This is a genomic window from Streptomyces albus subsp. chlorinus, from assembly GCF_013302895.1.
GTDB lineage: Bacteria > Actinomycetota > Actinomycetes > Streptomycetales > Streptomycetaceae > Streptomyces > Streptomyces chlorinus.
The window spans coordinates 7,311,213-7,337,038 of record NZ_VJOK01000001.1; the positions used below are offsets into that span (position 1 = coordinate 7,311,213).

Here is a 25,826-nt window from a genome sequence, read left to right on the forward strand (position 1 = left end):
CGACCCCGACGGGCGCCGGGCCGCCACCCGGGCGCCCCCACACTGGCGAACCCGGAACACCGTGCGGTACCGGCCGGTCCGGCCCCCGTGGGGCACCTCCGGAGAATGAGAGCCGGAGCTGTCCAGTGACGAGCAACAGCACCCGAGAGGACCGGCGCCCGACGACGCTCTGCGGCATCGTCGAGCGGAGTGAGAGCGCCCACGACACCGAACCCGCCTTCCGGCTGACCGCGCCCCCCGTTCCCGTGGGACCCGAAACCGTCGACATCGAAGCCCAGTCCCGGACAACCGGCCGGGAGTCGCACGCGTACCTGGAGCGGCACTCGCTGGAGCCGCCAGGCGACGACTGGGCTGCCTTCGAAAAACTCATCGCCGAAGTCAGGGCCGAGGCTCGAGAACGCTGAGCAGAGCCCTCTTCGCCGGGAGACAGTGCCTGTGTTCCATCGGGGGAAAGACCAGGGTTACCCACTGCCGGACCGGCCCCCCACCGGCCCGGAACGACGGATCACGAGACCGAGAGGGCGATTTCCGGTGAAGCACGAGCAGGTCGAGGTGAAACTTGTGCGGTGGCCCGCGGAGTCGGCCAAAAGATACAAATACATCGAGGAAGGAGCACTGCGCTTGCTCATCATAGAGGGCGGAGCACCCGCGCCTCTGTGTTCCGACGTGCGTGAGGACTGGGTGCGCGCGCCGATCAGCAAGGCCGACCTGCACGCACGAGTAGCCGCATTACGGGCCAAGTCCTACCCGTTCACCGTGCCGCGCGTGGATCCGAGCGGGGCACTGAAGTACCGCGACCGCGTCGTCGCCATCTCTCCGGTGGAGACCGCGCTGCTGGAGAGCCTGACCAACGCGTTCCAGTCGCTCGTCCGCCGCGAAGAGCTGCTGGAGCGCCTCGTGGAGCGCCAGGCGTGCAGCACCCGCAACGCCTTGGACCTCCACATCATGCGCATTCGCCGGAGGATCCGCCCGCTGGGCCTGGTCCTCCAGACCGCCTGGGGCCGGGGCTACATTCTCAAGCCCGCCGCCGAGTCCGAGGAATGACCGTGGAAGGTCGGTTTATGCGCATCAACCACCCTGCGCCCGCTTGGCGTTCCGACAAAGGCCGTCTCATGAGTGCACCCCAGGCACCTGAGTCCCGCTCGGGGCGGACGGCGGACGGCGGGCCCCCACCGGCCGGACGTCAGATGAACGCGCGGACGGTGAGGCGAACGCGCGGGCGATACCACTGACGGCGCACTGACGCCGTCACCACACCAGCGGGCAGTATCAGCATCTTCCGAGCACGCATCCTCGTGAGAGCGTGCCGGACACGGGTGCGCTCGAAGGTGAGAAGCATTGCGGCGGCGCGGGACGAGTGCGCCGGTGCCTGGGGAACCGCCGTCGGCGAGCACGATCGCGCCGACGGCGGTTACCACACCTGGTACTCCCGAACGGCGGGACATCGCCGTGCGCGTGGGACCGAAGCACTCGCCGAGGGCGCGGCCTTCCGGCGCGGGCACCTGGCGAGCGCGGCTCGTCGGAACGGTCGCTTGCGCGCGGTGCCGAGGCGGTTTCGGGCCGGATCCGCGGGGGAGCCGCCGTTCCCGCGGTTTTCCCTTTCGCTGCGTTTCGGCGGACTGGCCCCACATCGTCCGGCCGAACTGTCAGGATGTCCTCCGGAGACGCTGCCGTAGCGGCCTGGTACCAGAGGAGGGTCTGCATCCATGAGCGAGAGCCCTGCCCGTCACCTGCCCGAAGCCGCCGAGCATGCCGGGACCCAGACCGCTGCCGCCACCGGCGGCCTGCCGAGCTTCGCGGGCCGGGGCTGACGGTTCCTCAGGCGCTCGGACCGCCGCGGAGTTCCCCACCTCTCCCGGCAAGCGTCCGCCCTCCCCCGGCAATGCGTCAGCGCGTTGTCGAGACGCGCCGGGAGCGGCGCCGCCGGCACCAAGGTGAAGGCCCTGCCGCTCCCCTCCCCGCGGGGCCGCGGGGCCTTCGCCGTCCTTCCCAGCGCATGTCTCAACCGACCCAGCCGACAGGCAAAGGGAGACCCACGCCATGGAACGTCTGCCGCACGAGCCGTATATCAACGCGGTGATCAGCGCCATCACCGCGGCCGGGCACAGCGTCGGCCCCGACACCTTCACGCAGTACGCCACCCACGACGGGGAGGTGACGCTCCTCGAAGCGTTCCTCGATCTGGGCGGGGACCCCCATGGCGCCACGAGCGGGCCGGGCAGGGCCGGGCTCGTATGGTGCCAGACCACCGGCTGGCTCCGTGGCGCCTACTACGGTCGCGGGCAGCTCGGCTCCCTGGACGATGTCTTCGCAGGCCACTGCGTGCTGCCGACCCCGGCCTCCGTCGCGGCGTCCGTCCGGGAGCCGGGCGGCAGACCGCGAACGGCCGCCGAGGACACCGCGCCCGCACAAGGCCCGCTGCCGACCGAGATCACCGCCGCGCTGGACCAGGGCGACATGACCGAGGACCTCGCCGCCCGGCTCGCCGCGTACTGGCCGCAGCCGCACTGAGCCGGACCCGCAGCGCCTCCGCCGCCCAACAGCAGGCAGCCCGAAAAAAGGGGGGACGAGCAACGGAGTGCTCCTGCTATGGTGCGCCGATGTCATCGATCAAGCAGTTCCAAGTCACCTTCGATTGCGCGGAACCGGAGCGCGTCGCTCGTTTCTGGTGCGAGGTGCTGGGATATGTCGCACCGCCTCCGCCGGAGGGCTTCGCCACGTGGGACGACTACAACCGCTCCCTGCCGCCCGAGGAGCGGGGAGCATGGTTCGCGTGCAGCGACCCCACGGGTGTGGGCCCTCGGCTGTACTTCCAGCGCGTTCCCGAAGGCAAGGTCGCCAAGAACCGGGTGCACCTCGACGTGCGGGCCGGCACCGGGCTCGTGGGCGAGGAACGCCTCGCTGTGCTCGAGGCCGAGTGCGCGCGACTGGTCGCGCTCGGCGCGGTACGCGTGCGCCTGCTGCCCGCTGACGAGGACAACGAGTCGTGCATCGTGATGCAGGACATCGAGGGCAACGAGTTCTGTCTCGACTGAGCGCCCTCCCGAACGGCGAAGCGGGGCCGTCCCCTGGGCGGAGGTCTCCTGGACGGACGTCTCCCGGGGCGTTGCCACGGCAGCAGCCGGTGGCGGGCCGCGGCCACCGCACCGGCCCGGGTGCGCACACCCAGCTCGGTGTAGATGCGGCCGAGGCGGGGCTTGACCGTGGCCTCGCTCAGGAACAGCGTGCGGGCGATCTCCCGGGTACCGGTACCTGGGCCGGCCGGCCGAGGATGTCGCGCTCACGGGCGGTGAGGGTGCTCCCCGGAGCACGCAGGCGGGAGATCATCCGAGGGGTGACCGACCCCGACAGCACGGTGCGGCCGGCCGCGGCGTCGCGGAGCGCTGAACAGCCGCTCCGGCCGCTCGGCCTTCAGCGGGTTTCCGGTGGCGCCCGCGGCGACGGCGCGGGCGGTGTCGGCTTCGGTGTCGGTGTCGAACATCGTGAGGACCAGCACCCGCACAGGGGCGGTTCCCCGGGTCCTCCACCAACGACATGCCCTAGGTCTGCGGGACGTCCCTGAGGAAGACGAACCCGTCGTTCGCGGCCGGATTGGCCGGGTCCATCGGGGCATAGGCGAAGTACGACGACGCTCTGGGGGCGACCTTCACGGAACCGAGGGCACTGGCCAGCTCGGATGCGTCGATGAGGCAGCGGTCGTCCCGCAGTGCGTACAGCAGCCCTTCGACGGTGTCCGGGGGCGGGACATCCACTCCCTGGTGCCGCATGGTGCCGAGGAGCGTGGCCAGGAAGCCGTACTCCTCGCCCAGCTGCGCGCTCACGAGCGCGCCGGCGCTCCACCATTCCAGCAGCGGATGGTCCCACATGCGCATCGTGCTCTTGTTCCGCTGGAGATGGCTGTTGTGGGCGAAGGCCAGCACCGGACCCCGCTCGGCGAGGGCGATGAGGTTCTCGGCCATCATCGCGTCCCGTAGGCCCAGAAGCCGTGCCATGCGGTCCGGCGAGGTGTCGGCCATCCAGAAGTGGTAGCGAAGCAAGCCGGTGGCGGTGCGTCCGTACAGGCGTGCCCGGTCCCACCTCTCCCGGGAGGTCGTCGCGATCAGGTGCGGCGCCCCCATGTCGAGCAGTGCCACTAGGTCGTCGGCGAGCAGCCGCAGTTCCCTGGCCTCGGCCGACCGCCCCGCGGAGCGGGTCGGGTCCATCATGGCGTCCGGTTCGGTCCACGTGTCGTCGGCGCCGAGGAGGCGGTCGAGCGTGTCCGCCGTACAGGGGAGCAGGTCCGCCTCCACATGGGACGCGAGGTAGCTGTGCAGGGCGGAGAGCGCCTGCCGGGGGCTCGCGGCGCCGGTGATCTCCAGCGGTCCGTCGAAGCCGGCGAAACGGATTCGCTCGCCGGCGGGCCGCTTCTCGTTGTACTCCCGCATCCAGCGCACGAGTTCGCGGTTCGCCGCGGACGCGCCGAAGCCGTGGCTGAAGCCTCCTTCCATGACCTCGTCCAGCGTGCCCGTGCCCGAGGTGACGTAGTCGTCCACGGCCAGTCCCATGAGGCAGTCGCTCTCGATCGCGATCGTGCGATAGCCCTCCTGCTCGACAAGCTGACGGAACAGCTCGTTGCGCAGTTCGAGCAGAGCGTCCTCGCCGTGGGTGGGCTCGCCCAGCGCGAGCACCCGGGGGCGGGCCGGGAACAGTTCCATGACGGCGGGCGCCTCGACGGCATGGACGGCGGCCTTGATGTCGATATCCATGCCTTAAACGGTATCGTTGAACCCTCGGTGGAAACTTTGTCGCTGGTCGCGGTGAATACTGGAGAAGACCTTCAAACAGGGGACAGTGTTCGCCTCCGGGCCGGGCGGGCCGGGCCGGCCCGCCCGGAAGTCACGTCGAGGGTGACCGTGTCGGTGTTGTTGCTCCCGGAAAAACGCGCTGAGCAGCGCGTCAACCCAACCGCTGAGCCCGCGGAACGGTGTACGTCAGGGTTCACACGGTGAAGGCCAGAAGCAGTTCGGCGGTTCGCCGCGGCTCCTCAAGAATGGGCGTGTGTCCGGCGCCGGGCAGCACCTCGACTCTCGCTCCCGGAACGACTCGGTAGTCGGCCGCGGACGAGGGCCGCCATCTGCGGTCCTGGTCACCGAAGATCACCTGCAGTGGTTTGCCGAGGGTCCGCAGCCGGTCCGGAAGGGTCCGCCGGCTCAGATAGGCGGTGGACGCCCGCAGTGCCGAGGTGACCGCGTGATAGCTCATCCCGCGCAGTTCGCCGACGAGTTCTTGAGGGACCTGGAACCCCGCGCGGAAGCCGGTACTCGCGAACCGGCCGATCTGCTCGTCGGCCGGTGGCCAATGCGCGGGATCGAACGCGACCGTCTCCGGTGCGATGAAGGCGTCCAGGCTGGGACCGGTGTTGATGAGCGTGAGCGCGGTCACCAGGCCGGGCCGCTGCTCGGCGAGAGCGGTGGCCGCGTAGCCGCCGCTGGAATGCCCGACGGCCACGACGCGCTCGACGAGGAGGTGGTCGAGCGCGGCGCCGAGTGTGCGTGCCTGCTCCGAGGTTTCGTAGCCACGGCCGACCGGTTCGGCGGAACGGCCGTGTCCCGGCAGGTCGATCCGGATGACGCGATGGGACGCGGTCAGCAGCGGAACCAGCGCGTCCCACGAACGCCCGGAGGTTCCGGAGCCGTGGACGAGGAGGAGCGCCGGGGCCGTGCGGGGGCCGTCCTGGCGGACATTGAGGTTACCGTGTTCCAGGTGGATGATCGAGCTTTCGGTGGTGATGGTGCGGCCTTTCAGCTGAGAGGGCCGGTCAGGAGAAGCCATGGACCCACTGTTGCTCCGGTCGCGCGCCTGCGAATTGGACGAATGTTCCCTCAACGGGCCGCATCGCATGGGGCGATGGGCTCCACCGCGAAAAAGAGTGAGGGTGCCGCCGCGCACGCGTGCGAGGACCCCGCCGCGTGGGACGTCGCACGTCCGCAGCGGCCGAGCCGGGTGGCCGGTGTCGACATGGCCGGGTTCCGGGTGCCCGGCCCGGTCGTCGGTGACCTGCGAGTTGTTCCGCACCCCGCCGTGATGCTGATCGTGGGGACCGGAGCGGGCGCGTACACCGTGGAGGATGGCGCCTGTGGTCCCGGTTCCGCTCGTCCATCGGCATGTCGCCGAAGCGTGCCGCGAAGCTGGTCCGCTTCGACCAGGCCGTCCACCGCATGGTCCAGGGGGAAGACGCGGCCCGTGTCGCGGCGGACGGCGGTTACTTCGACCAGTCCCACCTCCACCGGGACGTCATGGCGTTCACCGGCTCCACCCCGGCGAAAGTGGCGGGCGAGCCATTTCTGGTAGTCGACGACCGCGCGTGGCCTGGCCACGCGAACCGCCGCGTATGCCTCCCTGTCTAGCCTCGACTTCGTAAGGCGGGCGGTCCAGCAGGCGGTGTCCGCGGGAACCAAGCGCCCCTCACCTTCTTCGTCGACCTCTGCCCACGCCCGCCCATCTGCGCCTGCTGACAGCGTCAAAAAGATGTGGCCGGGTCGCGGGCTGCTCGGTACGGTCGCGGCCATGGCGATCGTGGAGGGTCCGGGACGGACGGTCCGGCGTGCGGACAGGGCGGACACGGCTGGGCTCGTACGGCCCACCCGGCTGACGGAGTCCGATACCGGTGGGTCCCGGAGCGCCGAGCGGTGTCGCGGATGAGAACCGCCACCGTGTCGATCGCCTCCACGGCCGGCGAGAGCAGGCGGGACCGGTTGGTGCTGCTCCTCCTGAGCGGCACCATCTTTCTCGAGGGCAGCGACGTCGCCATGCTCGCTGTCGCTGTCCCCACCATCCGCGCCGACCTCGGTCTGTCCACCGGTACCACCGCGTGGGTGATGAGCGGCTACGTTCTCGGCTATGCCGGTTTCACCCTGCTCGGGGGGCGCGTCGCCGATCTGCTGGGCAGGCGAAGGATGTTCCTCACCTGGCTGGGGGTCTTCCTGGTCTTCTCCATGCTGGGCGGCTTCGCGGTCGGCGGCTGGATGCTGGTGGTGGCCCGGTTCGTCACCGGTGTGGCGGCGGCTTTCATGACCCCCGCCGCGATGGCGATCATCACGACCTCGTATCCGGAGGGGCCGCGGCGCGACAAGGCCCTGCTGGTCTTCGCGGGGGTAGGCGCAGCCGGCTTCTCACTGGGCCTCGTCATCGGCGGTCTGCTGACCGGACTCGGTTGGCGCTGGGTGTTCTTCGCCCCGGTGTTCCTGGCCGGCGCCATCCTGCTCGCGGCGCTCAGGCTGTTGCCTGCGGAGGCCCGTCCCCAGCCCGCACGACGCGGCTACGACCTGGCCGGTGCGGTCAGCGCCGCCGCCGCGATGCTGTTCCTCGCCTACGGCATCGTCCGGCTCGAACACCGCGGTGAGGGGTTTGGGACGACCCTCGGCGCGTTCGCCGCCGGGCTGGTACTGGTGGCGGTGTTCGTCATGGTGGAACGTCGGGCCGAAGCGCCGCTCGTCCGGCTGGGGATCTTCCGCCAGACCGGGATGGTACGGGCCGACCTCGCCGCGCTGCTCTTTCTGGGGGCGTTCTTCGGCTTCCAGTTCCTTGTCACGCTCTATCTGCAGGAAGTGCGCGGCTGGTCGCCCTTGCAGGCCGCGATCGCGCTGATCGTCATGGGCTGCGACGCGGTGCTGGCGCCCACCCTCACTCCGCGCCTGGTGAACCGCTACGGCAACGGCCGGGTGATCTTCGGCGGCTTCCTGCTGGCGGTCGCGTCCTACGGGCTCTTCCTTCCGGTCGAGAAGGACTGGTCATACGCGGCGATGTTCCCCAGCCTGATCATCGCGGGCACCGCCTTCGCCCTCGCCTACGGCCCGCTCACCATCGCGGCGACCGACAGCGTGGCCGATGACGAACAGGGCCTGGCCGGCGGATTGCTGTACACCTTCACCCAGTTCGGCTCAGCGGTGGGGATCTCCGCCGTCACCGCGGTGTACGGAATCGCCGCGTCCGGCGCCGATGACTCCCCGAGCGCGGTACTGGACGCCTACCGCACCGCGCTCGTCGTCCCGGTAGGCATGGTGCTGCTGGGCGCGGTGGTCTCCGCCTTCGGCCTACGCGGCCCCCGGGCCCGCTAGCCGGTACTTCCGGTCCGGTCGCGTGGGCGACGTGCACCAGGCCCGGGGGCCGGACCGCCCCGGCCAAGACGGTCCTCGCCGTACGCTTGAGCCGGCCCAAGCGCCCGACCGTCGGCGGTGTGAAGCAGCACCTCGTAGGGCCCCCTCTCGCCTCTCCCCAGCGAGCAACCTCTGCCGGCCCCCGGCTGATTACGTCCCGGGACTGTGGTTTCAGGAACGTGACAAGGTCCACGCATGGACGGACGTCTGAGAAGTGGCAGCCCGCAGCAAGGTGAGCAGGTGAGGCCGAGGAAGAGGACGACGATGAGCAAGGCGATGCTGCCGGCGTGCTCGGTGTCGCCGCCTGTGGTGAGCGTTGGTCATCGTGCCTGTCAGCGCACGGATCGACCGCTTCCCCGACCGCCTTCCGGGGCACCACGATGAACGCCGTGCCCCGGGCCAGGTCGATGCTGGAGCGGGGCGGCGCACCGTCACCCTCGTCGTCCCGCCGCAGCACCCCGACCCGCCGTTGCTCCAGCTCCACCGCCTTGTTCCCGTTCACGACGGCGGTGCATTCATCGAAGGCGATGCTCGACAGCGACCGCCCCGCGCGCCTGCGCAGGGCCGCAAGGGGGACCCGTCGCTTGGCCACCTGCACCGATAAGGACCGAGCGCCTCGTGCTCCGCGCATCCGAGGCCCGCGATCGGCCGGCGTTCATCGAGCTGTTCGCCTCACCGAGGTGGGCACCTACATCGGCGGCCGACGACGCCCGGCGAGCCGGTGGTGCTGTGCACCCGCACCGCCGACAACCGCGCGATGCGCCTCGCGGTGAAGGTGGGGTCCACCGAGGCGGGGCGGTTCGAGGAGTATGGCGCCGAGCGGTGGTTCGGGGTGCGGCGCGGTCCTCGGCAGCGGGTGGAGCTGGAGCCGTACGCGCAGCCGTAGCGGACCTGGCAGGAGACACCAACGCGGCCCGGGCGGAGGAGGTCGGGTGTCGGGCGTCGGCGGTTACTGGGCCGCTCCGCGCACAGGAGTGAGTGGGTTCGGGGTACGGCCTGTCCAGCGGTGGAGGACGGCCCGGCCCGTTTGCTTGGTGGCACCGTTCTCCTCGACGGTGCCGGATTCCGCCACGTAGTAGCGTCCGTCGCCCAACGAGACCAGGCCGTACTCGCCGGGACCGTGCCAGCCCCGCACACCCGTGGCGCGGTCGTACAACCCCTGGCGCGCAAGGGTGAGCAACGTGCCTTCCTCCGGTTCCGGCTGGCCGCGCACCGGGCCGCGTACAGCGGGCGCCCTGCCGTCGACGGTGAAGAGGGAATAGTTGGGGAAGTCCGGCTTCTTCCCCTCGTACACCGCCAGCTGCCAGTTGTGCGAAGCGGCGTCGTATTCCAAGTTCTGCACGCCGTAGGTGGTGTTCCCGGTGTAGGCGAAGAACTTGCCGTCGGTGTGCGCCGGGCCGCTGGTGTGCGGCGCCGACTCACTGAGGGGGCGCTCGTACTTCTTCCACCGGCGCACGTCGTACTGCAGAAGCACTTGGTGGTCGTTGTCCGGACGCGCGTTGTCGGAGTAGATGCCGTAGGCGACGGTCAGCAGGGAGGCGTCACGCTTGCCCGCACTGCTTCCGCCGCCTCGGCCGCTTCCGCCGCGTCCGTCGAGGTCCGGTCCGAAGGCGACGCCGTCGATGCCGCTGCACCCGTAACGGTGGTCGCGGGTGTCGGCGGTGTCGCCGTCGAAGACCCCGTTGCCGTCCATGTCGGCGGTGTAGTCCTTGACGACTTCTTTCAGGTAGACCGTCGAGACGATGTCGCTGGTCTGGGCGTCGATACCCATCCGGTCGATGCGGTCGGCGTCGAAGACGGCGATGTAGAAGGACTCGGCCTTCTTGTACTCCAGGGAGCCGTAGAGCCTGCCGTCACGCTCGTTGAAGTCCAGATCGCCCAGGTGGCCGGTGAACCCGGTCACGGAACCGACCGGGTTGCCGCGCAGATCCGTCTTGACCAGGAGGTTGGTGAAGGAGAAGTACATATAGCCGCGCTTGCGGTCCAGGGCCATGCCCTGAACGTGTCCGGCGTCCCACGCCCCACCGTCCACGACGGCCGGCAACCGCTGCCCGCCGCGTCCGCCGCCACCGGCTCCGGGGGCGGCGGACGCGGTCTGCGGTATCAGAACCGATCCCAGCAGCGCGGCAGCCGCAGCCGCCCCCGCGAGTACGGTGGCCCGTCTGCCGGTCCTGCGCCCGGACAGTCCGCCCCACCCGCTCGTCTTCTCCCGCGTTTTCATACCGATCCGCCTTTCCCAGGATCCTGAGCGACCGTCGCGCCGCCCCGCATCGAGCAGGGCTTCCGTCCCGGGCCATCCGTGCTCGGGGCCGAGCGGACCGCTGATCGATCGCAGTACCGGCGATCATTCTGGGGGCGCGCCGTGAACGCGGGGAAGGCCTGCGGCTACACGAAGGCGAAGACCGGGTGCGGCAGGCCCAGGCGCCTTACTCGGGGACACGCCGTCCGGGGCCGGGGGAGCGCGGTGTCAGCCGGTGGCGCCGCTCCGGCGGGCGCGGAACGCCGCGGCCTTGGTGCGGTTCTGACAGGCCGTCGAGCAGAACTGGCGGGCGGCGTTGCGGGAGGTGTCCACGTAGACGCGGTCGCAGCGGTTGGCCTGGCACACGCCGAGCCGGCTCGCGAGGCCGCCGCTGACGGCCAAGGCGAGCGCGGTGGCGCAGCCGGCGCCGACCCCGGCGGCGAACGAGTCGTCGGCGCCGTGGAAGTGCAGCTGCCAGGACTCCTCGTCGTCCCTGGCCCGGTCCAGACGTGGCCGTGCGCTCGTGTCGTGCAGCAGAGCGTTCACAGCGGTGGCGGCGGCGTCCATCCGTCCGTCCTGCACGGCCTGGAAGACCGCACGCATGCACTGCGCGGTCGTGGCCAGGCGCTGCGCCTGTTCGGCGTCGATGGTGCGCGGCAACGCGGCCATCCCTGTGTGCGGCACCGCGGCGTCGACAGCCCCGGCCAGCTCCGGTCCGCGAGGCGCGGTGTAGGCGCGGCCGTGCGCTGTGCCGTCGGTGAGTGTGTTCACGAGCGATACGGCCTGGTCCAGCAGTACTGCCACGTGACTGTCGAACATCACTTGACCAGTCACCCCTTCGAGGATAGTTTCCGTAACCGACAATACTGTGTTCGACGGTTACATAAGAGGGCGGGTATGCCCCGGACGATATGGCTGCTGGTGGCGGCACGAGCGATCAACCGGCTCGGTGCCTTCTCCTTGCCGTTCCTGACCGTTCTGATCAGCACCGAGTACGGAGCGAGCGCCACTGCGGCCGGAGCCCTCTCGGCGGCCTTCGGGCTCGCGACGATCCCCTCCCGGCTGCTCGGCGGCCGGCTGGCGAACCGGCTCGGGCGCCGCCGCACGATCGTGCTCGGCCTGACCGGCTGCGGCCTCGCACAGTTGGGCATCGCCACCGCCGGCTCCCTGGCCGCGATGGCGGCTCTCACGATCGTGCTCGGCCTTGCCTTCGAACTGTACGAGCCACCGAGCCAGGCGATGATCGCCGACGCCGTCGGACCTGCCGAGCGGGTGCGCGCGTACAGCCTGCTCAACGCGGCGCTCGCCGTCGCCGGAACAGGAGCCGGGCTGATCGCGGCGAGTGTGGGGCGATGGGACCTGCGCTGGCTCTTCGTCATCGACGCGCTCACCTGCCTGGCCTGCGCCCTGATCGTCCGCCTCGCACTGCCGGCGGACCCGGCTCGCGGCCCGGCCGGCCGTCACCGCGAACGTGATGAGCCCGTCCACCCGTGGCGGGACCGCGCCCTGTGGGCCATGTTCCTCTCGGGCACGGTCTTCGCGCTCGTCTCCATGCAGATCATGATGGCGCTGCCGTTGACCCTCGACCGACTCGGCGGCGAACCGGCCGACGCCGGGCTGCTCTTCACCGCGTCCGCCCTGACCATCGTGGCGGCCCAGCCCGCCTTGCGCCTGCGCTGCCTCGCCGAGCTCTCCGACTTCCCCACCCTCGCGCTGGGTTACTCCCTGCTGGGAATCGGCACGGCCGGCTACGCGGTGGCGCACACCCTCCCCCTGTTCGTGCTCGCCACCGTCGTATGGAGCCTCGGGGAGGTGCTCGTCATGGGGCGTGTCCTGAGCGTGGTGGCCGACCTGGCTCCTTCCGGCGGTACGGACCGCTACCTCGCCACGTATGGCGTCAGCTGGGGCATCGCCACCGCCGCCGCACCCGTCACCGCGACCCAATTGCTCGAGCGCGCGGGAGTTGCCCTGCTGTGGGGCGTCACAGCCGGCACCTGCCTCGCCCTCGCGGCCGCACAGCTTCTCGTCGTGAAACCTCTCATCACCCGCGGCCGCGCCCGAACCTGCCGCGATGTCCGTGGTGCCACCTTCAGCGCGTCCACACAGGAGACCGCACCGGCAGCGGCGTCGGCAGCGGCGTTCCCGGAACACTGCCGTCGGAGAGCGGGCTGACAGACCCTTCCGTTCTGAGGACGACGGTAGGGCCGGGCGGACGCAGGCGTGGGTGAGGCCGCTCTCGCCCTTCCGGTGGTTGCCCACCCCACGTCGGAGGACCGGTGGGGGGCTCCGTGGACGCGGCCCGTAGCCGTCGGCCTCGCCCGGGTATGGGACCCTTGCGCGTCTGGGGACTGACGGCGCGGCCACCGGCTCCCGTGCCACCGGCTACGCAGGTCGAGGGCGACGCGCCCGGCGGGCCGGGAAACATCGCCGCGGCGCCGCGATGAGAGCGTCTCAGACGCGGGTCTCCTCCTCCGCGCGCTCGCGGGCCCGCAGCGGGCCGATGCGTCTACGCCACAGAAAAGCGTCCTTGAGCCTGCCGAGTCTCACGAGCACGCCGGCCAGTTGGCGGGCGGCCTCCGAGGATCCTTCCTCCGCGTTCTGTCTCCAGAGCCGCGCGGCTTCCTCCAGGCGTCCCTCCTTCATGAGGAAGTGGGCGAAGTGGTCGCGGGTCAGGTGGCCGCTGCGGCCGGGCTCGTGGACCGCCTCGCGGTACCAGTGCTCCGCTTCGGCCGTGCGCCCATTCTCCTCGAGCAGCCCGGCCAGCTGACACGCGGCGAACAAGTCCCCGGTCTCGAATGCCCTCCGGAACCAGAACTCCTGCTCATCAAGGGCTGCCCACGCGCTCATACTCCGGATCGCTTCGACATGACCGGCCTCCGCGGCGCGCCTGCACCAGGCCCCGGCCACGCTGTCATGCGCGGTGCCGTGCGGGGAGGCTCTGACTGCCCGGTCATGGTGGACCCTGGACAGGACGTACATCGCTTCGGCATCCCCGGCGTCGGCAGCGGCGAGCAGCCACGGCTCGGCCGGCTCGCTGTCCCGGCTCTCGAAGAGATACTTCCCGAGCTGACGCATCGCGACCACATCGCCGGCCTCCGCCGCCGCCTCGACGTCCGGGTCCACAGGCTCCGGGGGTTCCCATACGGCCAACTGTCCTCCTGGCGGTCCCATCACCGGGATCCTCCCGGTGCGACGAAGAGTATTCCGGTGCGCCGGGCAGCTCGCACCAGATGTCCGGACGCCCCGCGCGGCCAGACCGCAGCCGCCTGTGACGCGTTGCCGGACCGGTCCATCAACAAGGTGGCCCGGAGCGTGACCTCCTGGATACAGTCGGGCGATGCCCGAGCTGAAGCGGCTGCACGCCGGTCACGCCCCCGCGGTCCTGGCCTTCGAGCTGGCGAACCGCGCCTACTTCGCGGCCTCGGTACCCGACCGCGGCGACGACTTCTTCCACCGGTTCACCAACCGGTACAACGCCTTGCTGGCCGAGCAGGAGGCCGGCATCAGCGCCTTCCACGTGCTCCTCGCCGAGGACGGCTCGGTGCTCGGCAGGTTCAATCTGATGGACATCGAGAACCACACCGCGGAACTCGGCTATCGGGTCGCACAGCACGTCGCCGGTCGCGGCGTGGCGACCGCGACAGTCCTGGAGCTGTGCCGAGTGGCGGCGGCGCGGCACGGGTTGCGCACAGTGCGGGCGGCGACCACCCGCCAGAATGCCGCATCCCAGAAGGTGCTGACCAAGGCCGGGTTCGTCCCTGTCGGCCCGGCCGACCCGGCCCACCTCGGCGGTAAGCCAGGCACATGGTACGAGCGCGGTCTGGTGCGCCGGCCGTAGCTCGCGCTTGCGTTTCCCTGTTTCTTCCTCCTGTGGCGCAGAGCCCTGTTGCGCTGGCCCCGGCCCCCGCCCCCGGCCCCTGGCACAGGCGGCGGTGATCGCGTGCGCGTCGTCGATCCCGGTTCGTCCGGGCCCACTTGGGCGCCCCACAGCTCAACGCGCGAGCGTCCCACGGCGGCTTTCACATCACGGTCGAGCCCACCCCGTCCGCGTCCATGGCAGCAGCGCGCGGTAGCAGGCAACCCAGGGTCTTGGCCGTTGGACGCGGGACCGAGTGAGGCGGCCGGGGTTCGGCTGACGAGGATCCGAGCGACTGACCAGGCGCTTGGGTCCCGCCAGAGCCGAACCCAACGGAGAGAGACCCGACAACGCCCGCTGATGTCCCGGATGTCGCGGTGGCGCTTCGCGTCCAGTGCCATGATCGAGGAGCTGGGACCGCAGACGCACAGGTGAGTCCACGAGGGGGAGGGCGCGATGGAGGGCCAGCTTCTGGGAGGCCGGTACCGGTTGGTCCGGCAGCTCGGCGAGGGCGGCATGGGCGAGGTCTGGGAAGCACGGGACGAGATGCTGGACCGGCCGGTCGCTGTGAAGGTGATCTCCCTCCTCGCCGGTGGCGGAAGGCATGGGGACGAGCCCCGGGCCCGCTTTCTGCGCGAAGCGCGGATCACCGCCCGGCTGCAGCACCCGAACGTCGTGACCGTCCACGATCTCGGGCAGAGCGGTACGCGGAGAGGCACCGCGCCCTTTCTGGTCATGGAATTGATCCGCGGCGAAGGGCTCGAAGCCAAACTCCGCGACGGCTCCGTCGGTCTCGCCGAGGCGGCCCGGTGGGGCGCTCAGATCTGTGACGCGCTGGGTGACGCGCACGCTCACGGCATCCTGCACCGCGATATCAAACCGTCCAACATCCTCGTCACACCCGCCGGAACGGTGAAAGTCCTCGACTTCGGTGTCGCACGCGCCGCCGATCCCTCCGCGACCGCGGACCGGCTCACCCAGACCGGGTTCATCGTGGGCACGCCCCCGTACATGGCGCCGGAACAGGCGCGCGGCTACCCGGAACCGCGGAGCGATCTGTACGCGCTGGGCTGTCTGCTCTTCGAACTGGTCACCGGCAGGCTGCCGTTCCAGGCCCCGGACGGCATCGGCTACCTGACAGCACATCTGAGCCAGCAGCCACCCGCGCCCAGTTCCGTGACCGCCGGTGTGCCAGAGGCATGGGATGCTCTCCTGCTCAGACTGTTGCGCAAAGACCCCACCGAGCGGTACGCCAGCGCCGCCGCCGTCGCCCAGGCCCTCCGCAGGCTCGCAGACGTGCCCGAACAGGTGCCGGCCACCGCTCGGCTGCCCGAGGCTTCGCCGTCACCGCCTCCTGCCGCCTCTGCTCTCAAGAAGCCCGCCGTGGTGCGGCTGCGGCCCGCGGTCGCGGTCTGGTTCCTCCTCACGCTGGTGGCCGCCACGGTGACCGCGATCAATATCGATGGAAACGAGGACGGTCGCGACCTGGCGAGCGGCGTCGGCGCGGTCGCCGTCGTCACCACGGGGCTGATCGTATGGTTCGCCGTGCGGCCACGATCCCGTTGACGGAGCACGCGCAACCCTGCCGCTCCGGTTCCTCCTGCCGGCGCTTCTCTTCCGCGTCCACACCACGGGCGGTCGCGGTCTCTGGTGGTCGCCGTCGCGTCCGTCGGCCGGATCGACTGGGGCTTCTGGGGCGGGTTCGGCTCCTTACCTCAACAACTCTGTGCAAGAGGCGGGTTGAGGGCTGCGCACGCCGACGTCTGCGTACCATCGCGCAATGGACTCGACTCGGGAAGCCGCTGATCTGCTCACTGCTCTGGCCGCCGCCGCGTCCTCTTTCCGGCAAGCGGGCTACGCCATTTACCTGTCTCACCAAACGGAGGTGAGATGGAGGCAGTTCAGCCACTACGGAGGTGAGGAAGGGGCTCCCTGCGCCTCTCTTGGATTCACGATCGCTCTCCAGGACGGTCGAGAGCTGTGCGTCTCGGCCACTGTCGCTGTCAACGGGCAGGGATTCAGCGTCGCCGCGGACGCGACGATCGACGACGCATCCTCGGAGCCGCAAGGTGAGCAACGGTTTCTGATCGACCTGCCCGACGCAGCCGTGGCGACCGTTCCCGAATGCGTCACGGTGCTACGCGACTACGTCGAGCAGCTCACCCTTGCGGCGCCTGGGTTGGTGAGAGAGGCATTGCTGGGGCCGAAACCGGATGCGGACGCCGCACCCGTATGAGCGATTGCGGGGCTCGGCGTCACCGGGCCGCCCCTCCTCGTACGTCCGCGTGGCGACAGCAGCAGGGCGATGCGGAGCCGGATTCCCAAGACGGCGAGGAAGGTACCGCGCCATGCGAGCCTCCGAGGCCATGACGAAGTCATGGGGACTTTCTCCCGCCGACGGAGGCCGACCTGTACCACCGGGCGGCTTCTGGGCGCCGCCGAGCTGACGATGGTGCAGTGCGAGGGATACTCCACTCCCAACGCCTCGCCCGCCTCGGGAAGGCGTGACCCACAACGACCGGCCGGACCGTCGGACGGCGTCCGGCGAGGGAACCGCAGCAGAGCGGCGACGCTCACTCCTCGCTCAGTCCTCGTCGTCCCCCTCGTCATCGTCGAACACCTCGTCGATGACTTCCGCCGCGACGAACCCCCCGGCCACGCCCACGGCGACACCGGCTGCCGCTCCGGCGACGACAGCACCGGTGCTCGGCCCCGAGCGGTGGTGTTGGCTGTCGTGAGAGGGGGCGTGGTGCGGGAAGTGGCCCTGAGGGGAGGCGTACATGTCGGCGTGCTCCGCGGCGTAGGCGCTGTGGCGCTCGGCCAGCTGCCGCAGCCATGAGTCGACCTCGGCGTTCCAGTCGACGTGCTCGACACCCTCATGGCTCACGGTGAAGCGGCTGACGGTGTCATGGCCGTCCGTGAAGAGCCCGCCGCGCTTGTCCGCTTCCACGACCACCTCGATGCCTTCCGGGGAGGGGAGGAAGGTCACCTCCACCTCGTTGACGGCATGCGCGTACCGCGGGGCCGGAGAGAGTTCGATCTCCTGGTAGAAGGGGAGGGACTGGCCCGTGCCGTGGATGTGGCCCAGTTCGAGGTCGGCGGACTTGAAGCCGAAGCCCAGCTGCCCCAGGGCCTCCAGTACGGCTTCCTGCGCCGGAAGCGGCGCCACCCGCAGGCGGTCGAGGTCGCCCTTGTCCCTGGCGCCCGCCACGGCCAGCTCTGTCCGTACTCCGAGGACCACGCCGAGGGGCTGGCCGTGCAGTTCCGTGAGCGGTGTCTCCCACGGAAGGGTGACGGTGAAGGAGATACCGCGCCGCTCACCTTCGGCCAGACGGAACCCGCCGCCGACTGTGACACGGTCGAAGGCGACCACTCCCTCGTGCTCTTCGGCACCGTGCTCTGCCTCGACCCTGGCCACCAGTTCGAGAGAGATGTGGTCGATCTCGCAGGCGCTGGAACCTCCTTCGAGGTGCACCTGGCCGGAGAGCGGACCGCCCGGCCGCACCGGGCCGTCGTCCAGAACCGTGTCCACCGAGGGGCCGCCCACCCCGAAAGCTCCGAGAAGCCGTTTGAACACCATCGCGGGCGTTCTCCTTCGTCTGCGTACCGGCGTTTTGTCTGCACGCGGCCTCGCCTCGGCCGTGAGCCGTACGTGCCGCGCGCCCTACGCTACGTCACGCTTCTACAAGGCTGTAGTTTTCAAGTCGCCACCGTCGCCGGCGTTTCCGCCGTCCACCCCGGGGATCAGCCGTCCAGCCCCAGGGAGTGGTCGGATGTTCGGGTTGAGTGAACTGGCTCTGCAGCTCATCGTCGCTCGCGTGGTACTGGGCGCCAGGAGGCTGCCGGAGCTTCTCGCGTGGCCACCGGCGAGGTCGTCGGGGTCGGCACCACTCCGTGCGAACGGCCCGGACGCTCATCAACCGCACCTGTCCGGAAGTGATCGGCCGTTCGCCGGCCGCAGAGTGCGGGAGGCGGGCGCGCAGGTCGCAGAGGTGTCCTCCCACGGCGGCACGGATCAGTGCTGCGACGCGGAATCCGCCGCGGACAACCCTCCCGGTGCCAGGCTCTCCGTGGCGCCCAGCTCCTGGGTCCCTATGACGGACAGCAGTTCCAGCTGCTCGGCGCCCCGGCTTCCGGGCGGTGCGGTGAACCACAGCAGGCGTTGGCGTCCGTCCTCGCTGAGGAGGTTGTAGCAGTCGAGTTCGATGACGCCGAGCATGGAGTGGACGATCCGCTTGCGGTCCATGCGGCGCACCGCGACATCGTGGGTGTCCCAGAGGGCTGCGAACTCCTCGCTGCGGCGGCGTAGGACGGCGACCATCTTGGCGACCTCCGCGTCCCGGCCGCGCCGGGCGGCCGCTGCCTGGAGGTCGGCCACGAACACCCGGGAGTGGTGCGGGTGGTCCTCGGGCGGGTAGAGGTCACGCGCCCGCGGGTCGGTGAACCAGCGGTACACGAAGCTCGCCTCCGGGCCGCGGTGTGCCGGGGGTTCGCCGAGCAGGGTCAGGGCGAGATCGTTCTGCACCATGGTCTCGTGCAGATCGGTGATGACGCGCGCGGGGGTGTTGGAGAGCCGGTCCAGCAGCCCCAGGAGCGCTGGCTGCACATGCGCCGAGGCTCCGTGCGCCGACGGGGGAACCGGCCGTTCGGCCAGGTGGAACAGGTGGTCGCGCTCGTCACCGTTCAGGCGCAGGGCGCGGGCGAGGGCGGCCAGGGTCTGGGCCGAGGGCTGCACGCCGTTCTTCGCGCTGCCGCGTTCCAGCTCGGTGTAGTAGTCGGCGGACAGCCCGGCCAGCTGGGCGACCTCCTCGCGGCGCAGCCCGGGGGACGCGCCGGCGCGGGCCCGCGGGGAGGCCGACGTCGGCGGGGCGGATGCGGTCGCGGCGTGTCCTGAGGAAGGCACCGAGTTCTGGAAGGTTCACCCCTCCATGGTCGCTCGCGCGCCAGGGTGTAGCCAGGGGGTGCCATCCCCTGGGTGGACACAGCCCTGGCCAGGGGCGGGGGACCGGTTGATCGTGGAGGACGCAGCAGGGCGACGGCGAGGCCGCGGCCCGATCCGCATCCACCACAGGAGTAGCAATGCCCATCGACACGTCCCCCGGCCGGGACGCCGCCCCGGCCCGGTCCTCCTCCTCTCCCCGGGTGGCGATCGTCACCGGCGGCTCACGCGGGATCGGCCGCCGCACCGTCGGCCGGCTGGCCGCCGACGGACACGCCGTCGTGGTCGGCTACGCCGGCAACCAGGACGAGGCCGAGGCCGCCGTGAAGGAAGTCGTCACCGATGGTGGCCGAGCTGTCGCGGTGCGCGCGGACGTCGCCGACGAACACGCGGTGGCGAATCTGTTCGCCGCGGCCGAGGCGGAGTTCGGCGGCGTCGACGTCGTCGTGCACGCGGCCGGGCGGGCGCACCATGCGACGATCGCCGAGCTGGATCTGGCGGTCCTGGACGACCTGCACCGCACCAACATCCGCGGCACGTTCGTCGTCGCCCAGCAGGCTGCCCGGCGGGTGCGCTCCGGCGGCGCGATCGTGACCTTCTCCACGTCGGTGGTGGGGCTGGCCTTCCCAGGATACGGCGCGTACTCCGCCAGCAAGGGCGCGGTCGAGGCGCTGACGCTGATCCTGGCCAGGGAGCTGCGGGGCCGGGACATCACCGCCAACGCCGTCGCGCCCGGTCCCACGGCCACCGACCTGTTCCTGGACGGCAAGGACGAGGAGACCATCGCCCGCCTGGCCGCCCAGCCCCCGCTGGAGCGGCTCGGCACCCCGGCCGACATCGCCGAGGTCGTCGCGTTCCTCGCCTCGCCGGCCGGCCACTGGATCAACGGCCAGGTCGTCCGTGCCAACGGCGGAATCATCTGACGACCGCCTCCCGAGCCACCCTCTTCGATCAGCGAAAGGCGCTGCCATGAGCGACGACGACACCGGGAAGGTCATCCTGGTCACCGGGGCATCCAGCGGCATCGGGGCACTGTCCGTACGTGCTCTGGCCCGCGCCGGCCACACCGTGTACGCGGGAACCCGCCGGACGGCGACCCGTAACGCGAGCGCGGTGGCCGACCTGACGCGCTACGGCACCGACCACCAGGTCGATGTGCACGCCGTCGAGCTGGACGTCACCTCCCAGGACTCCGCCGACGCGGCGGTCGACCGGGTCCTCGCCGAGCGCGGCCGGCTGGACGTGATCGTCCACAACGCCGGGCACATGGTCCTGGGCGCCGCCGAGGCGTTCACCCCCGAGCGGTTGGCGAACCTGTACGACGTGAACGTCCTGGGCACCCAGCGCGTCAACCGCGCCGCCCTGCCGACGTTGCGTGAGCAGGGCTCGGGGCTGCTGGTGTGGATCGGCAGTTCCAGCACCCGCGGCGGCTGCCCCCCGTTCCTGGCCCCGTACTTCGCCGCCAAGGCGGCGATGGACGCCCTGGCCGTCAGTTACGCGGCCGAGGTGCTCCCGTTCGGCATCGACACCGCGATCGTGGTGCCCGGCGTGTTCACCACCGGCACCAACCACTTCGCCAACGCGGGCGCCCCCGCCGACGCCGACCGCGCGGAAGCCTACGAGAGGCGTCACGGATCCCTGAGGGGCGACCTGGGCGAGCGCCTGGCCGCGCTCGTCCCCGCGGACGCCGATGTGGCGGAGGTCGCCCGAGCCGTCGCGCGCCTGGTCGCGATGGAGCACGGCACCCGGCCTCTGCGCACCCATATCGACCCCAGCCGGGACGGCAGCGAAGTCGTCTGCGCGGTCGCCGACCGCGTCCGCGCCGACTTCTTCCGCCGTATCGGACTGGACAGCCTGCTCACCGCGGGCAGCTCCCTGTAACACCCCTGGCAACACCCCATCGAGAGAAGGAACGACCCCGTCATGCCTTTCGCGAACTTCAAGGTCCCCGAGAAGACCCTCACCCCGGAGCAGAAGAAGGAGATCGTCACCCGCACCACCGAGCTGTATGTCGAGATCTACGGCGAGCGCGCCCGTAACAACACCATGGTTCTGATCGAAGAGGTCGCCGACGGCGGCTGGGGCATCTCCGGCAACGTGCTGACCCTCGCCATGCTCGGTGAGGCGACACCGACCGGCACTAGCGCCGCCTGACCACCTGGGCGGACATCCGCTCGGACCGATGTCCGCCCGGGCCGGCATCCGGCCAGGCCGGTGACAGCGCGTGGGAACCGAGGGCCGTCGCCCATCACACCCGGCGGCGGCCCTCGGCCGTGCCCTCCGCGCTACGCCACCTGCCTGCTCCCGCGGTTTCGTCGCCTTGCTCAGCGAAGCTCCCCGGTGACGATCCACAGGTGGCCGAACGGGTCGCGGACGCGGCCCGAGCGTTTCCCGTAGGGCCGGTTCTCGATAGTCACGACCACCTCCGCGCCGTGGGCTGTCATCCGTGCGCCGACCTCGTCCGGGTTCTCCACGTTGATCTCCAACAGGACGGGGGAGCCGCCCAGATCGTTCGGTGAGGCCCACCCCCATGCCGGAACAGCGGGGGAGACCCGGAAAGGAGAACCACCGAGGAGGAGCTCCACGACGGTGGGCCGGCCGTCGTCGCCCGCCGCGCGAAACACTTCCTCGGCGCCGAGGACGTCCCGGTAGTAGGCCGACGCGCGGTCGGGGTCGGACACGATCAGACGAGGGAGGACCTGGAGTTGCGTCATGCCCCGATCATGGGACCGGATGCCCCTCGGGTCTTGAACATCTGGGAACGGGTCCCGCCGGCCGGCCGTCAACGGGAGGCGGCCTCTTCGCCGAGTGACGGTTCGCGGGGTGACGGTTCCCGGGTCGCCCGGCCCTCGGTCCGCAGCCACTCGGTCGGCGTGCACGCGGCCATGGCCCGCCACTCCCGGGAGAGATGTGCCTGGTCGGCGAACCCTGACATGGCGGCCACGTCCGCCAGAGCGGCCCTGGAGGTGCCGGCGGCCGCGAGCCGGTTCCGGGCGGTCTCGAAGCGGACCAGCCGCTGGTACTCCTTCGGCGTCACCCCGAACTCCGCCCGGATCCTGCCGTTCAGATGGCGCCTGGAGCACCCGAGCAGCCAAGCGGCCTCATGGACCCTGAAGGTGCGGGACAGGGCCGCGAGCATGGCCCGGAGTTCCGCGGCGTTCTCGCGTCCGCCGTGCCGGGCGAGACCGGCGAGCAGGGAGTGCTCGACCAGCGCGCGACGTTGCGGCCAGGTCCGGCAGGCCGCCAGCCGCTCCGGCAGGTCCGCCAGCGCGGGGGCGGCATCGGCGAGATCGACGACGTGCCCGGCCAGCGCGGACGCCGGAAGCCCCAGCAGCGCGCCGACCCCCAGCGGGCTGAGCGTCACATACACGCCGCGGGTGCACCCTCTTTGCCGCAGCTCGGCCGCGTCCAGATGCAGCCCGGCCACGGCGGCGTGATAGTGACCGCGCGAGGCGCGGCGAGTGATCCACCCGATCTCCACAGGGTCGGCTTCCGGGAAGGTGATCGACACGGTGGCGGAGGGGAGTCCGCGGTGCACGCCGCCCCGGCCCGGCCCGAGATCGTAGGGAACGAGCGTCGCCACGAAAGGGCGCAGAGGGGAGTCTCGCCTCGTCACGGAGCCCAGTCTGTCACCCGCGCGGCGCGGGACGCGAAGGCAAACCATGCCTGCCGCCGCTCCTGGCAGACTGCCCGCACCGCGCCCAAGGGGACCTCAGCCGGGGCCGTCCGGCTGCCGGGTCTGGCCGAAGGCGCGCCGGTAGGCACCAGGCGTGGTGCCCAGGTACGTCCGGAAGCGGCGGCGCAGGTTGACCGCAGAGGTGAGTCCCACGCGGGCGGCGACGGCTTCGACCGGTAGGTCGGTCTCTTCCAGCAACACCCTCGCGGCGTCGAGGCGTTGGCGCAGCAGCCACTTCCCCGGGCTGGCGCCCAGTTGCTCGGTGAAGCGCCGGGCGAGGGTCCGGCTGGAGAGCCCGGCGCGTTCCGCGAGCCGGTCGAGGGTCAGCGGGGAGTCGAGGTGGGAAGTGGCCCACTCCAGCAGCGGTGCCAACGACTCGTCCGCCTTGGCCGGTGCGGGTTGGGTGGCGTACTGGAGCTGGCTGCCCTCCCGGTGCGGTGGAAGGACCATGTTCCGGGCGACCTCGGCGGCGTAGGCCGCGCCGTGGTCGCAGCGCACCAGGTGCAGGCACAGATCGATGCCGGCGCCGGTCCCGGCGCTGGTGGCCACGTCACCGTGGTCCACGTAGAGCACGTCCTCATCCACCTGTACCCGGGGGAAGGCGGCGGCGAGCCGGGCCGTACCGCGCCAGTGGGTGGTGGCGCGGCGGCCGTCGAGCAGTCCGGCCTGGGCGAGGACGAACGCCCCCGTACAGATGGCGACGATCCGCGCCCCGCGCCGGTGCGCGGCCCGCAGTGCCTCGACGACGGACGACGGCGCCGGCGCGCCGGGCGGCTGCCAGCCGGGAACGACCACGGTGTCCGCCTCCCGCAGGGCCGCGAGGCCCGCGTCGACCAGCATCGCGTAACCGACGGTGGTCCGCACAGGGCCGGGGCGCTCGGCACAGACCCGGAAGCTGTAGCGGGCCGGCACGTCCGGCAGGCCGGAGCCGAAGACCTCGGCGGCGCAGGCGAGCTCGAAAGGCGACTGAGGCGGATTGAGCAGGGCCACCACCCGATGAAGACTCATGGCGAAAATGTACTCCCAGGTGTCTTTCTGGACTCTCGGCCAGGAACGCCGCACAGACCACAGTGGCCCCATGAGCGAAACCACCGGAACGACAGTGCTGAGGACCACGGTCCAGGTCGACGGCGAGCAGATCAGCTACCTGACCGCAGGGCAGGACGGGCCGCCCGTGCTGCTGCTCCACGGCACGTACTGGAGCCGTGTCTGGCTCCCCGTACTGGACCACCTCGCCGGTGCGGGGCTGCGCCCCCTCGCCGTCGACCTTCCCGGCCTGGGACGCTCAGGAGGACAGCTCACCCCGGAAACGGCCACGGTTCCGGCCCTCGCCGACTGGGTGACACGGTTCGCCTCCGCGCTGGACCTCTCCGGACCCGTCGCCGTGGCGGGCCACGACATCGGCGGTGCCCTGGCCCAGCACCTCCTCGCCCACGACCGGCTCGCCATGCCCCGGCTGGCCCTGGTCAACTCGGTCCTCTACGACTCGTGGCCCGCGCCCCACGTGGCCCGGTTCCAGGACGGGGGCACGGGCGAGGAGGTGCTCGCCGCCCGTCGTCAGGCGGTCACCAGCGCGCTGGCCGGCGCCGCCACCCCGTCCTTGATCGCGGACTACGTGGATCCGTGGACCGATGAGCGGGTCCGCCGCTCCTGGACCGCCCTGGCGGGCGCGGCCGACAGCCGCTACACCCTCGACCTCGTTCCGGCGCTGCGGCGGTCCACCATCCCCAAGCTGCTGATCTGGGGTGAGGACGACCGCCACGAGAAGGTCGAATACGCCGAACGGTTCGCCTCGGAAGTCCCTCACACGACGCTCCTCCGCATCCCCCACGCGGACCACATCCCCACGGAGAGCGCCCCCGACCGGATCGGCCACGCACTCGCCGGTTTCTTCACCGCGCAGGAACAGCGAGAAAGCTCGCTTCGAGGCCGCTGAACAGCAAGAACGCCGTGCCGGTGAGGGAACTCGGGTGGTGTCCGCCGGCATGACGGCGGCCTTCGGCATCCCCGCGCGGGACCGCATCCCGTGCGGGCCGCATCCCGTGCGGGCCGCATCCCGTGCGGACTTCTCGCGCCGGTGGAGCCCGGCCGGGTAGAGGGCGGTGATGACGGCGACGACGGCGAAGTCACCGCTGCGGGAGGCGAGCAGGAACAGCAGGTTCGCCACCGAGTCCAGTACGCCGGCGGCGGCCGCCATCGCGTAGGCGGGCTTGTCCGCCCGAGCTTGCGGTTCACCGCTCCGGCCCCGGTGAGGGTGACGGCCGAGGAGACCGCGCGGCCGGTGATCAGCGGGGCGACGCCGCTGTCGGACGGCGCCTGGTGCAGGAAGACCAGCTGGAGCGCGATGGCGGCGCCCGCACCGAAAGCCAGCAGCAGCGCCGTACGGGACGGACGGGCGGCCCCGGCGCCGTGTCCGGCGCTGACCAGCACCACGGCGACCAGCGCGAGCGGCAGCCCAGCAGGCCGGTGAGGCCGAGATGCTCGCCCTGCGGCAGGCCGACGCCGACCGGGGGCATGGCGGAGACGAGCGCGGTGATCGGCTCATGCTGACGACGTCGGGCCCGGCTCCGGTCGGGGTCTGGCGCTGGCGGCTCCAGCCGGGCGAGGAGTGTCCCAGCCACCCCCCACCAGGACGGTGTCGTCGAAACCGTCAGCGTGACATCGGGGCGGATGATCCTGGCCGTCGACGGGGACGAGCATCCCGTGGAGGCCGGGCAACCGCCACTTTCGACGGCGACGGCTCCCACGCCTACCGGGGTGCGGGCGAGGAGACCTGTCACCTGATCATGACCGTCCACCTGCCGCCCGGCCCGGCCTCTGCGGCCTGACGCCTTCCTGGTGCCCTCGCTCCGTGGACGAGCGCTGCCCGGACGGGCGGCGAAGGAGGCGCGCGCCCGAAAGTCGGCGGTCTCCCGGCGGATTTCCGTTCCCGCTGTTGCGGACAGGTTTTTTAAAGGGGGAGGAGGGGCTTGCTGGCCGGG

General features: G+C 71.0%; 22 protein-coding genes and 7 pseudogenes. 16 read left to right on the forward strand and 13 right to left on the reverse strand.

The features are described 5' to 3' along the window. The first annotated feature begins 125 nt into the window (after positions 1-125). The 4 genes from FM076_RS31650 (at position 126) to FM076_RS31665 (ending at position 3,035) form a co-directional block, all read left to right on the forward strand. On the forward strand, positions 126-404 hold the full coding sequence (locus tag FM076_RS31650) for a hypothetical protein (protein ID WP_173874256.1): 279 nt from the start codon (positions 126-128) through the stop codon (positions 402-404). Between the two features lie 217 nt (positions 405-621). Continuing rightward, positions 622-1,044 carry a helix-turn-helix domain-containing protein gene (locus FM076_RS31655; RefSeq protein WP_180217875.1) on the forward strand — a complete coding sequence of 141 codons (423 nt, stop codon included), beginning with the start codon at positions 622-624 and terminating at the stop codon, positions 1,042-1,044. Positions 1,045-2,040: 996 nt separating this feature from the next. Further along, positions 2,041-2,511: a DUF6292 family protein gene (locus FM076_RS31660; RefSeq protein ID WP_173874257.1), complete on the forward strand. Its 471-nt coding sequence runs from the start codon at positions 2,041-2,043 to the stop codon at positions 2,509-2,511. 89 nt (positions 2,512-2,600) lie between these two features. Beyond that, positions 2,601-3,035, forward strand: a complete 435-nt coding sequence (locus FM076_RS31665; protein WP_173874258.1) for a VOC family protein — start codon at positions 2,601-2,603, stop codon at positions 3,033-3,035. A gap of 77 nt (positions 3,036-3,112) precedes the next feature. Here FM076_RS31665 and FM076_RS31670 read toward each other — a convergent pair. The 3 genes and pseudogenes from FM076_RS31670 to FM076_RS31680 all read right to left on the reverse strand — a co-directional run. Next, positions 3,113-3,511: pseudogene (locus FM076_RS31670) on the reverse strand (LuxR C-terminal-related transcriptional regulator); the annotation flags it as partial. A 28-nt stretch (positions 3,512-3,539) separates the two neighbouring features. Then, positions 3,540-4,745 carry an erythromycin esterase family protein gene (locus FM076_RS31675; protein WP_173874259.1) on the reverse strand — a complete coding sequence of 402 codons (1,206 nt, stop codon included), beginning with the start codon at positions 4,743-4,745 and terminating at the stop codon, positions 3,540-3,542. A 232-nt stretch (positions 4,746-4,977) separates the two neighbouring features. Then, positions 4,978-5,811: an alpha/beta fold hydrolase gene (locus tag FM076_RS31680; protein WP_173874260.1), complete on the reverse strand. Its 834-nt coding sequence runs from the start codon at positions 5,809-5,811 to the stop codon at positions 4,978-4,980. A 293-nt stretch (positions 5,812-6,104) separates the two neighbouring features. Between FM076_RS31680 and FM076_RS34440 the strand changes: the two are divergent. Together FM076_RS34440 and FM076_RS31690 are read left to right on the forward strand one after the other, a co-directional pair. After that, positions 6,105-6,386, forward strand: a pseudogene (locus tag FM076_RS34440) (helix-turn-helix domain-containing protein); the annotation flags it as partial. 291 nt (positions 6,387-6,677) lie between these two features. Further along, positions 6,678-8,096, forward strand: a complete 1,419-nt coding sequence (locus FM076_RS31690) for an MFS transporter (RefSeq protein WP_173874261.1) — start codon at positions 6,678-6,680, stop codon at positions 8,094-8,096. Positions 8,097-8,526: 430 nt separating this feature from the next. On the opposite strand, the pseudogene FM076_RS35460 reads toward FM076_RS31690, so the two are convergent. Next, positions 8,527-8,766 (reverse strand): annotated as a pseudogene (locus tag FM076_RS35460) (DUF6191 domain-containing protein); the annotation flags it as partial. On the opposite strand from FM076_RS35460, the pseudogene FM076_RS31695 reads away from it, so the two are divergent. Further along, positions 8,736-9,021: pseudogene (locus FM076_RS31695) on the forward strand (hypothetical protein). The pseudogenes FM076_RS35460 and FM076_RS31695 overlap by 31 nt on opposite strands. 63 nt (positions 9,022-9,084) lie before the next feature. On the opposite strand, the gene FM076_RS31700 reads toward FM076_RS31695, so the two are convergent. Both FM076_RS31700 and FM076_RS31705 read right to left on the reverse strand, forming a co-directional pair. Continuing rightward, positions 9,085-10,356, reverse strand: a complete 1,272-nt coding sequence (locus tag FM076_RS31700) for a hypothetical protein (RefSeq protein ID WP_173874262.1) — start codon at positions 10,354-10,356, stop codon at positions 9,085-9,087. A gap of 246 nt (positions 10,357-10,602) precedes the next feature. After that, positions 10,603-11,208: a CGNR zinc finger domain-containing protein gene (locus FM076_RS31705; RefSeq protein ID WP_345945368.1), complete on the reverse strand. Its 606-nt coding sequence runs from the start codon at positions 11,206-11,208 to the stop codon at positions 10,603-10,605. A 63-nt stretch (positions 11,209-11,271) separates the two neighbouring features. Here FM076_RS31705 and FM076_RS31710 point away from each other — a divergent pair, with 63 nt between their 5' ends. Next, entirely contained in the window at positions 11,272-12,546 is a 1,275-nt protein-coding gene (locus FM076_RS31710) for an MFS transporter (RefSeq protein WP_173874263.1), read from the forward strand. A gap of 279 nt (positions 12,547-12,825) precedes the next feature. Here FM076_RS31710 and FM076_RS31715 read toward each other — a convergent pair whose 3' ends face one another. Next, entirely contained in the window at positions 12,826-13,497 is a 672-nt protein-coding gene (locus FM076_RS31715) for a hypothetical protein (RefSeq protein ID WP_173874264.1), read from the reverse strand. A gap of 214 nt (positions 13,498-13,711) precedes the next feature. On the opposite strand from FM076_RS31715, the gene FM076_RS31720 reads away from it, so the two are divergent. The 3 genes from FM076_RS31720 (at position 13,712) to FM076_RS31730 (ending at position 16,466) form a co-directional block, all read left to right on the forward strand. Then, positions 13,712-14,212, forward strand: a complete 501-nt coding sequence (locus FM076_RS31720) for a GNAT family N-acetyltransferase (RefSeq protein WP_173874265.1) — start codon at positions 13,712-13,714, stop codon at positions 14,210-14,212. A gap of 474 nt (positions 14,213-14,686) precedes the next feature. Further along, positions 14,687-15,796, forward strand: a complete 1,110-nt coding sequence (locus FM076_RS31725) for a serine/threonine-protein kinase (protein ID WP_173874266.1) — start codon at positions 14,687-14,689, stop codon at positions 15,794-15,796. A gap of 214 nt (positions 15,797-16,010) precedes the next feature. Next, positions 16,011-16,466 (forward strand): hypothetical protein, encoded by a 456-nt coding sequence (locus FM076_RS31730; protein ID WP_173874267.1) that lies wholly within the window; start codon positions 16,011-16,013, stop codon positions 16,464-16,466. A gap of 348 nt (positions 16,467-16,814) precedes the next feature. Here FM076_RS31730 and FM076_RS31735 read toward each other — a convergent pair whose 3' ends face one another. Together FM076_RS31735 and FM076_RS31740 are read right to left on the reverse strand one after the other, a co-directional pair. Beyond that, complete coding sequence (locus FM076_RS31735) at positions 16,815-17,810, reverse strand: sporulation protein (protein ID WP_173874268.1); 996 nt, start codon at positions 17,808-17,810, stop codon at positions 16,815-16,817. Positions 17,811-18,245: 435 nt separating this feature from the next. Beyond that, positions 18,246-19,152: pseudogene (locus FM076_RS31740) on the reverse strand (helix-turn-helix domain-containing protein). A 157-nt stretch (positions 19,153-19,309) separates the two neighbouring features. Here FM076_RS31740 and FM076_RS31745 point away from each other — a divergent pair. Genes FM076_RS31745 through FM076_RS31755 form a run of 3 tightly spaced genes read left to right on the forward strand, consistent with a single transcriptional unit; the run spans position 19,310 to position 21,323 of the window. Beyond that, positions 19,310-20,092, forward strand: a complete 783-nt coding sequence (locus tag FM076_RS31745; protein WP_173874269.1) for an SDR family oxidoreductase — start codon at positions 19,310-19,312, stop codon at positions 20,090-20,092. Positions 20,093-20,138: 46 nt separating this feature from the next. Further along, a complete protein-coding gene (locus FM076_RS31750; RefSeq protein ID WP_173874270.1) occupies positions 20,139-21,050 on the forward strand; it encodes an SDR family oxidoreductase in 912 nt (303 codons plus the stop codon). Positions 21,051-21,092: 42 nt separating this feature from the next. After that, positions 21,093-21,323 (forward strand): 4-oxalocrotonate tautomerase family protein, encoded by a 231-nt coding sequence (locus FM076_RS31755; RefSeq protein ID WP_173874271.1) that lies wholly within the window; start codon positions 21,093-21,095, stop codon positions 21,321-21,323. Positions 21,324-21,493: 170 nt separating this feature from the next. On the opposite strand, the gene FM076_RS31760 is transcribed toward FM076_RS31755, so the two are convergent. The 3 genes from FM076_RS31760 to FM076_RS31770 all read right to left on the reverse strand — a co-directional run bounded on the left by FM076_RS31760 (position 21,494) and on the right by FM076_RS31770 (position 23,853). Continuing rightward, on the reverse strand, positions 21,494-21,883 hold the full coding sequence (locus FM076_RS31760; protein WP_173874272.1) for a VOC family protein: 390 nt from the start codon (positions 21,881-21,883) through the stop codon (positions 21,494-21,496). Positions 21,884-21,951: 68 nt separating this feature from the next. Beyond that, the gene (locus FM076_RS35180; protein WP_202034940.1) at positions 21,952-22,785 is read right to left on the reverse strand and encodes a helix-turn-helix domain-containing protein; all 834 of its coding nucleotides are present in this window, start codon (positions 22,783-22,785) and stop codon (positions 21,952-21,954) included. Between the two features lie 96 nt (positions 22,786-22,881). After that, positions 22,882-23,853, reverse strand: coding sequence for a GlxA family transcriptional regulator (locus FM076_RS31770; protein WP_173874274.1), 972 nt, complete (start codon positions 23,851-23,853; stop codon positions 22,882-22,884). Positions 23,854-23,923: 70 nt separating this feature from the next. Between FM076_RS31770 and FM076_RS31775 the strand changes: the two genes are divergently transcribed. Next, positions 23,924-24,781, forward strand: a complete 858-nt coding sequence (locus FM076_RS31775) for an alpha/beta fold hydrolase (protein WP_173874275.1) — start codon at positions 23,924-23,926, stop codon at positions 24,779-24,781. A 147-nt stretch (positions 24,782-24,928) separates the two neighbouring features. Here the strand turns inward: FM076_RS31775 and FM076_RS35185 are convergent. Then, positions 24,929-25,385: pseudogene (locus FM076_RS35185) on the reverse strand (EamA family transporter); the annotation flags it as partial. On the opposite strand from FM076_RS35185, the pseudogene FM076_RS34450 reads away from it, so the two are divergent. After that, positions 25,377-25,673: pseudogene (locus FM076_RS34450) on the forward strand (cupin domain-containing protein); the annotation flags it as partial. The pseudogenes FM076_RS35185 and FM076_RS34450 sit on opposite strands and share 9 nt — an antisense overlap. Positions 25,674-25,826 lie beyond the last annotated feature (153 nt).

Excerpts from the sequence above, each read along its gene's own strand:
- FM076_RS31760 (WP_173874272.1), bottom strand. The coding sequence starts at position 21,883 with ATGACGCAACTCCAGGTCCTCCCTCGTCTGATCGTGTCCGACCCCGAC.
- FM076_RS31750 (WP_173874270.1), top strand. The coding sequence starts at position 20,139 with ATGAGCGACGACGACACCGGGAAGGTCATCCTGGTCACCGGGGCATCC.
- FM076_RS31770 (WP_173874274.1), bottom strand. The coding sequence starts at position 23,853 with ATGAGTCTTCATCGGGTGGTGGCCCTGCTCAATCCGCCTCAGTCGCCT.
- FM076_RS31675 (WP_173874259.1), bottom strand. The coding sequence starts at position 4,745 with ATGGATATCGACATCAAGGCCGCCGTCCATGCCGTCGAGGCGCCCGCC.
- FM076_RS31730 (WP_173874267.1), top strand. The coding sequence starts at position 16,011 with ATGGACTCGACTCGGGAAGCCGCTGATCTGCTCACTGCTCTGGCCGCC.
- FM076_RS31660 (WP_173874257.1), top strand. The coding sequence starts at position 2,041 with ATGGAACGTCTGCCGCACGAGCCGTATATCAACGCGGTGATCAGCGCC.
- FM076_RS31775 (WP_173874275.1), top strand. The coding sequence starts at position 23,924 with ATGAGCGAAACCACCGGAACGACAGTGCTGAGGACCACGGTCCAGGTC.
- FM076_RS31735 (WP_173874268.1), bottom strand. The coding sequence starts at position 17,810 with ATGGTGTTCAAACGGCTTCTCGGAGCTTTCGGGGTGGGCGGCCCCTCG.
- FM076_RS31725 (WP_173874266.1), top strand. The coding sequence starts at position 14,687 with ATGGAGGGCCAGCTTCTGGGAGGCCGGTACCGGTTGGTCCGGCAGCTC.
- FM076_RS31665 (WP_173874258.1), top strand. The coding sequence starts at position 2,601 with ATGTCATCGATCAAGCAGTTCCAAGTCACCTTCGATTGCGCGGAACCG.
- FM076_RS31710 (WP_173874263.1), top strand. The coding sequence starts at position 11,272 with ATGCCCCGGACGATATGGCTGCTGGTGGCGGCACGAGCGATCAACCGG.
- FM076_RS31720 (WP_173874265.1), top strand. The coding sequence starts at position 13,712 with ATGCCCGAGCTGAAGCGGCTGCACGCCGGTCACGCCCCCGCGGTCCTG.
- FM076_RS31755 (WP_173874271.1), top strand. The coding sequence starts at position 21,093 with ATGCCTTTCGCGAACTTCAAGGTCCCCGAGAAGACCCTCACCCCGGAG.
- FM076_RS31700 (WP_173874262.1), bottom strand. The coding sequence starts at position 10,356 with ATGAAAACGCGGGAGAAGACGAGCGGGTGGGGCGGACTGTCCGGGCGC.
- FM076_RS31745 (WP_173874269.1), top strand. The coding sequence starts at position 19,310 with ATGCCCATCGACACGTCCCCCGGCCGGGACGCCGCCCCGGCCCGGTCC.
- FM076_RS31690 (WP_173874261.1), top strand. The coding sequence starts at position 6,678 with ATGAGAACCGCCACCGTGTCGATCGCCTCCACGGCCGGCGAGAGCAGG.
- FM076_RS31680 (WP_173874260.1), bottom strand. The coding sequence starts at position 5,811 with ATGGCTTCTCCTGACCGGCCCTCTCAGCTGAAAGGCCGCACCATCACC.